This window comes from Reinekea sp., from assembly GCF_982785585.1.
This window is the reverse complement of record NZ_CEYAVF010000011.1, coordinates 77,514-84,247: the sequence shown is the minus strand read 5'-3', so window position 1 is coordinate 84,247 and position 6,734 is coordinate 77,514. Positions and strand designations below refer to the sequence as shown.

The following is a 6,734-nucleotide window of genomic DNA, read 5'->3' as shown; positions in this document are numbered from 1 at the left end:
CAAGCCTTTGTTATCGGTGAACAGTTTATCGGCCAGGACAATGTTGCCCTGGTGCTGGGTGATAATATTTTCTTCGGCGAACACTTTAGCACGCGTCTGGCCGATGCCATGGCTCGTCGAACCGGTGCCACGGTGTTTGGTTACCATGTGACCCACCCAGAACGGTTTGGCGTGGTCACGCTGGACGATCAAGGTCAAGCGCTGAGCCTGGAGGAAAAACCTCAGGTGGCGACCTCTCCCTATGCCATCACCGGCCTGTATTTTTATGACAATCAGGTGGTGTCGATCGCCAAAAGCATTCAACCGTCGTTGCGCGGTGAGCTGGAAATAACCGATATCAACAAGGCCTATCTGCGCCAAAAGCAACTCAAGGTGTCCATCCTCGGGCGGGGATTTGCCTGGCTCGATACCGGCACGCCGGATGCGATCTTGGAAGCGGGCCAATTTGTGCAAACGGTTGAACAGCGCCAGGGTTTGAAAATCGCGTGCCTGGAAGAAATCGCTTTTCGCAAAGGCTGGCTCAGTCAAGCCGAACTGGAGCGGGCCGCGCAGCTGTTGCAACAAACCGCCTACGGTCGCTATCTGCGCCAGGTCGCCGAGGGTTACCAGTAGTGGACGTGCGCCCGACTTCGCTAGCCGGTGTACAGCTCATCGAACCGCGTGTCTTCGCCGATGAACGCGGGTTCTTTCTGCAAACCTACCAGGCGCAGGACTATCGGTTGGCGCTCAATATTGAACTCGATTTTGTGCAGGACAATCACAGCTATTCCCGCAAGGGGGTGCTGCGCGGTTTGCATTTTCAGCGCCGAAAGCCGCAGGGCAAGCTAGTGCGGGTGGTGTCTGGGGAGGTCTTTGATGTGGTGGTTGATATCCGACCCGACTCGCCCAGCTATGGCCAATGGCAAGGTCTGCTCCTCTCAGCTAAGAATAAACATCAGCTCTGGATACCCCCGGGTCTGGCGCACGGTTTTCTGGTCTTATCCGACGGCGCCGATGTCGAATACAAGTGCACCGACTATTATGATCCGAGCGATGAAGGCTGCCTGATCTGGAATGATCCGACGGTCGGCATCGATTGGCCCATCACCGACGTACCGCTCCTGTCGGTCAAGGACCAACAGGGAATGGTCTTCGCTGAGGTAGGGCGGACCGAAACGCCGGCCGACAACGCGTGAAGATTCTCTTGCTTGGCGCCGCAGGGCAGCTAGGCCGCTGCGTGCAGGATGCCCTACGTGACGGCCCCGACCAGCTGGTACCACTGACTCGACACGATTTGGACCTGACCGATCTCGACCAACTGCGCGCCGCCTTTGACCAGCATCGTCCCGATATGGTCATCAACGCCGCCGCCTATAACGCGGTAGATCTGGCTGAAACCGAGGCCGAGCCTGCTCACCGGGTGAATGCCCAAGGCCCGGGTCGACTGGCGGAACTGTGCTTGCACACCGACACCGACCTGATACATTTTTCCACCGACTATGTCTTCGACGGTCAACCCCTCACCGGACCGGCGCCCTATAAAGAACAAGCGGCTCCGCATCCACTATCGGTCTATGGCGCCAGTAAGTTGGCCGGCGAGCAGGTGGTGTTAGCCTCTGCCTGCCGCGTCACCATGATTCGGACCTCATGGTTGTTCAGCGAATACGGCACTAACTTTGTCAAGACGATGCTGCGGCTAGCCAATGCAGCCGAACCCATTCAAGTGGTCACCGATCAACGGGGCTGCCCGACCTATGCCGGCGATTTGGCTCAGGTGGTCAAGCGGCTTGTGGCCTGGGACCCCTCGGTTGCCGGCCCAAGGCCGACCGGTCTGTTTCACTATGCCGGGAATTCGGTGCTCAGTTGGTACGACTTTGCCCAAGCCATAGTAGCCAGCGCAATTGCGCACGGACTGCTGCGGCAGCGGCCCACGCTTGTGCCCATCAAAGCCGCCGAGTTCCAGAGTCCAGCCTTACGGCCGGCCTATTCCGCCTTGGACAGTTCATTATTGACCCAGCAGTTGGGTGTGCCTGCGTCGGACTGGCAGCGCGCACTGCTGTTGGTCCTAGCCCGGTTAAAGGCGGATGGTCGCTAAGTTTCAAGTTGCGTTGCTTGTAAAACGGGTTAGATGCCCGTGGTAGAGCTTGAGCCGCTCGATGATAGCGAATTTTAGCTATTAATAGCTCGATCCAGAGGCCTGGCCTCTTAATAAATAACGACGGCAAGGCTATACTGTGGGCCCTTGGGTTGAGTACCCTTCGGATTCCTTGCCCCATACACATCGGGCCCACCGCGCCAAAAGGTATAAAGCGAAAATGGATGTCACCTTTAACGCCGTTGTTAGTCATCAGGGCGACGGCTTGAGCCTATACGCCTACCTTGATGGCTACTTTCCCTTTATCGACAACAACGATTGGGCCGCGCGGCTGGTAGCTGATACCACCCTGGTCGATGATTCGGTGATGGTTGGTAATCCGCAGCTGCGCCTTGGCCAGCAGCTCAGTTTTTGCCTTAATCACTACAGTGAGGAGGCGGTGGATATTGGCTGGCAGCTGCTCTGGCAGAACGATGCGCTCTTTGCCGTGCACAAGCCGGCTAACCTGCCGGTGCACCGCACCACACGAAATGTCTACAACACCTTGACGGCGTTAGTCCGGCGCACGAGCGATTGGCCCGAGGCGCAGCTATTGCACCGGCTCGACCAGGAAACGGCCGGCATTGTATTGTTCGCGAAAAACAACGATCAGGCGAAGCTCTGGCAACCGAAATTTCACACCCTGGTGACGCAAAAAATCTACCAAGCCATCGTCTATGGCACACCCGATTGGACCGAGCTGGAGGTCAATAATAAATTGGCCGTTCGGGGCGACAGTCCGATCCGTTGTCAGATGCATGTCTGCCGCGCGGATGAAAAGGGTAAGGCTAGCACCACCCGATTTCGGGTTGTACAGCGCATGGCCGGTTACAGTCTGATCGAATGTGAACTAGTCACCGGGCGCAAGCATCAGATCCGCGCGCATTTGGCGCATTTGGGCCACGCCATCGTCGGCGACAAGATTTACGCTCATCAGGGTGAGTATTACCTGCATCGTTTGGCCGACAGCCTGACGCCGGAGCATCACCAGCAATTGCTGAGCCCGCACCAACTGTTGCTGGCGCATCGTGTTACCCTGCAGCAGAGCGATGACCAGCAAACGGCGCCAGTGGTGATAGTGGACGATCACTATCCAATGGCCTGGCAGGCTTTTCTGGCCGGCTTGCTTGACCCCTTGCTGGTTTTAACCCAAACCCACTCTAATAATTCAAAGGACCTCGGCATGACCAACCCAAGCCCATCGGCAGCGGATTTTTTTGATGTAAATTTCGCTGCCCTAGCGGCAAATCCGGATCTGTCCGGTCTGGCTGAGGGCTTGGCTGAATTTGGCCGAATTGATTCTCAAGCTAGTTTTAACGCCTTTTGCCGTGCCAGCTGTACGCTGTGGCGGAACCAGGTTGCTCACCAGGACGGGGCTCCGAAGGCCCAGTTCGATGAGCTGCAAGCGCGTATTGCCGAGGGTGCCGTGACCGATAGCGTTATTGCCACGCCGTGGGGCGGGGTGGTGATCACTCGGCTCGCGCCGCCGACAGTTGAAAAGTATTTAGTGGTGCAGCGCGGCGGCTACCTGGCGCTGGAAACACACAGCGTAAAACAAGAGCAAATTGAGGTCATTGAAGGGCGAGGTTTACTGTTGGTGGGTGAGCTGGGCGAGACAGAGCTGCGGGTCCATGCATTGGCACCCGGGGACCGATATGCCTTTGTGCCCGGTATGGAGCACTGCCTGATCGGAACCGAAGATTTACTGATTTTTGAACGTTCGAACGACCCCAAGGGCATGGATCAAGATTTGATTTTTCTCTATACCCCTGAGGCCTGATGGCCCTCGCTATTCCGCGATCGTGAGCAGTTCGGCATTGCCACCGCTGGCGGTGGTGTCAATCGAGACGTGGCGTTCGATCACCAGACTCGATAAACGCACCGGCACTGTCAACAACGGCAGCAGCGCACCGGCCCGTTGTGCCAAGGCTTGGCGCAGGCTGCGTTGAATCGGTTCCGCCTGATTCGACAACAGACCCACAAAACCCGTTAAGCTCGCCAGATCGTTAGGCGCCAATTGGCCCACCAGAGCAAGTGCACTGCCGTCGGTTAGGCTGGCATTGAGCCAATCGGGCACACCCAGATCGGGACCGATCAGCAAGGCCCGGCCCTTAGCCGCGCGAACCGCCTCATACTGCTGTTGCAACGTTTGGGCATCGGGGCCGAGGCAGATAAAGACTCCTCGACTCCACAGAGTCAGGCGGTTGCTTTCGCCGGTCGGTCCGGGCAGATTGATCGGCTCTGCAACGATTTCGGCCGAAGCCGGTGTCAAGGCTGTTAAAGCCTGTTGCACCAAAACCGCCGGCAAGTGGTTCAGGTCGTTGGCTGTTTGCGCGCCGAACACTCGGCTGGGCTGGGCAAAGGTTGCTAAATAGTGTGGCCCGCCCGCCTTGGGGCCTGTGCCGCTGAGACCCTCGCCGCCAAAGGGTTGGCTGCCGACCACGGCGCCAATCTGATTGCGGTTAATATAGGTGTTGCCAACATGTATGCTTCGGCAGGTCTGGGCGATGCGTTGCTCGATGCGCGAATGCAGGCAAAAGGTTAAACCATAGCCGCTGGCATTAATTGCATCGATGATCGAGCCATAGTCTTCCGCCTTAAAACGCGCGACATGCACTACTGGTCCGAAGATTTCCTCACCCAGATCGGCGATGCCGCTAACCCTAATCAGCGCCGGACCAACAAAATAACCGCCACTCGGCGCTCGCAATTGCTTAATAAGATTGCCAGCACTTTTTTGTTGGTCGATATAGTTTTGGACCTTGTTTTGCGCTGCGGCGTCGATCAGGGGGCCGATGTCGGTGGAGGTCTGCCAGCAGTCATCTAGGGTTAACAGATCCATTGCGCCGACGAGCATCGGGATGACCTTGTCGGCAATATCTTCCTGGATATAGAGTATGCGCAAGGCCGAGCAGCGTTGCCCCGCGGACTGGAAGCCAGACGCGACTATATCGCGCACCGCCTGTTCCGGCAGGGCTGTGGAGTCGACAATCATGGCATTGAGTCCGCCGGTTTCGGCTACCAACGGTGTGCTCGTGTCCAAGTGGGCGGCGATGTTTTTGTGGATAATTTGCGCCGTGCCGGTTGAGCCAGTAAAGCAGACGCCCTTAATGCGCGCATCACTGAGCAGGCGGGTGCCGATCTCAACGCCAGAGCCTGGCAACAAGACCAGGTTGTCGCGCGCGATGCCGGCGTCGTACATCAGTTCGACGGCACGCGCTGCTATCAGCGGCGTCTGTTCGGCCGGCTTGGCAATAACCCTATTGCCCATGGCGAGCGCGGCGGCAACCTGGCCGACGAAGATTGCCAGGGGGAAGTTCCACGGCGAGATGCACACCACCAAACCCAGCCCTGCATCGTTCGTTTGCAGCTCGGCCTGATCAGCGTAGTAGCGCAAGAAATCGATGGCTTCGCGTACCTCACCGACCGCATCGGCCAGGGTTTTACCCGCTTCACGCGCGAGCAAAGCAAAGAGTTCCGGGTAGTGGCTTTCGAACAGATCCGCTGTGATGCGCAAAGCTTGTAGCCGATCTGCCTTGGCCATCGGACTGGCCTGTTCGAGCAAGTCTAAGGCCGCATCGACTTGATGTTTAGTGGCATCGCTGACCCGACCGACCGCTTGGGTTAGATTAGCCGGGTTGAAGCGCAGCTGTGCGGTTGGATCGGACGGAGCGTTGGGCAAGGTAGCAGCAGCCTGCCACAAGTGGTCGGCCCAGAGCGCACGTTGGCTATTGAGTGTGTCTAGTGCCAGCACATCGTTGAGATCGACACCGAGGGAGTTGGCGCGCGAGGTGCCAAAGAGCCCAACGGGCGAACGGACGGCGCGATGCTGGCCTTGATTGATCAGGCGGGGCAGGGCGTCAAAGGGGTCCTGCGCCAACTCGGCCGCGGGCACATTGGCATCACCGATCTGATTGACGAAGGAGCTGTTAGCCCCGTTCTCAAGCAGGCGACGCACCAGATAGGCCAGCAGTTCTTCATGACTGCCCACCGGGGCATAGATTCGGCAGCGAGTCTGGGCCTGTTTGCGGACGATGGCGTGCAGGTTTTCACCCATGCCGTGCAACCGTTGGAACTCATAGCGTGCCCCTGCTGGGGCCAATTCGAGGACCGCCGCCAGGGTGTGGGCATTATGGGTGGCAAATTGCGGGTAGAGTTGATCGCTCAGCTCAAATAACTGTTTGGCACAGCTGATATAGGCCAGGTCGGTTGCGGTCTTGCGGGTAAAGAGTGGGAAGCCGGCCAAGCCGAGCACTTGAGCGCGTTTGATCTCAGCATCCCAATAGGCGCCCTTAACCAAGCGCACCATAAGCCGACGATCGAGTCGCAAGGCAACGGCATGGAGCCAATCGATAACCGCGCTGGCGCGTTTGTTGTAGGCCTGAACCACGACACCGAAGCCATCCCAACCGGCCAGCTCTGGGTCTGCCAAGACGGCTTCGATTATATCCAAAGACAGATCGAGGCGATCTGATTCCTCGGCGTCGATATTAAAGCCCATATTGGCGGCCCGTGCCAGACGGGCCAAGGTGCGCGTGCGCTCGACCAGAATCGTCATTACTTGGGGTTTTTGTAAGGGTTCATAACGGGCGTAGAGGGCCGATAACTTAACTGAGATGCC

General features: G+C 57.8%; 5 protein-coding genes. 4 read left to right on the top strand and 1 reads right to left on the bottom strand.

Going from position 1 to position 6,734, the window contains the following annotated elements; genetic code table 11:
* From AC4FIC_RS06550 to AC4FIC_RS06535, 4 genes are all read left to right on the top strand, one after another.
* Nucleotides 1–612: sugar nucleotidyltransferase (locus AC4FIC_RS06550; protein ID WP_476194872.1), on the top strand; the 612-nt coding region annotated here is incomplete at its 5' end.
* Nucleotides 612–1,175 (top strand): dTDP-4-dehydrorhamnose 3,5-epimerase, encoded by a 564-nt coding sequence (gene rfbC / locus AC4FIC_RS06545; protein ID WP_273286074.1) that lies wholly within the window; start codon nt 612–614, stop codon nt 1,173–1,175. The genes AC4FIC_RS06550 and rfbC, both read left to right, overlap by 1 nt.
* Nucleotides 1,172–2,074 carry a dTDP-4-dehydrorhamnose reductase gene (rfbD, locus tag AC4FIC_RS06540; protein ID WP_100256322.1) on the top strand — a complete coding sequence of 301 codons (903 nt, stop codon included), beginning with the start codon at nt 1,172–1,174 and terminating at the stop codon, nt 2,072–2,074. The genes rfbC and rfbD overlap by 4 nt, the downstream gene beginning before the upstream one ends.
* 220 nt (nt 2,075–2,294) lie before the next feature.
* Nucleotides 2,295–3,893, top strand: a complete 1,599-nt coding sequence (locus AC4FIC_RS06535) for an RluA family pseudouridine synthase (protein ID WP_273286070.1) — start codon at nt 2,295–2,297, stop codon at nt 3,891–3,893.
* Nucleotides 3,894–3,902: 9 nt separating this feature from the next.
* On the opposite strand, the gene putA is transcribed toward AC4FIC_RS06535, so the two are convergent.
* Nucleotides 3,903–6,734: bifunctional proline dehydrogenase/L-glutamate gamma-semialdehyde dehydrogenase PutA (gene putA / locus AC4FIC_RS06530; protein ID WP_490359382.1), on the bottom strand; the 2,832-nt coding region annotated here is incomplete at its 5' end.

Bases quoted from the DNA above. Each gene is read 5' to 3' on its own strand.
- AC4FIC_RS06535 (WP_273286070.1), top strand. From the start codon at position 2,295: ATGGATGTCACCTTTAACGCCGTTGTTAGTCATCAGGGCGACGGCTTG.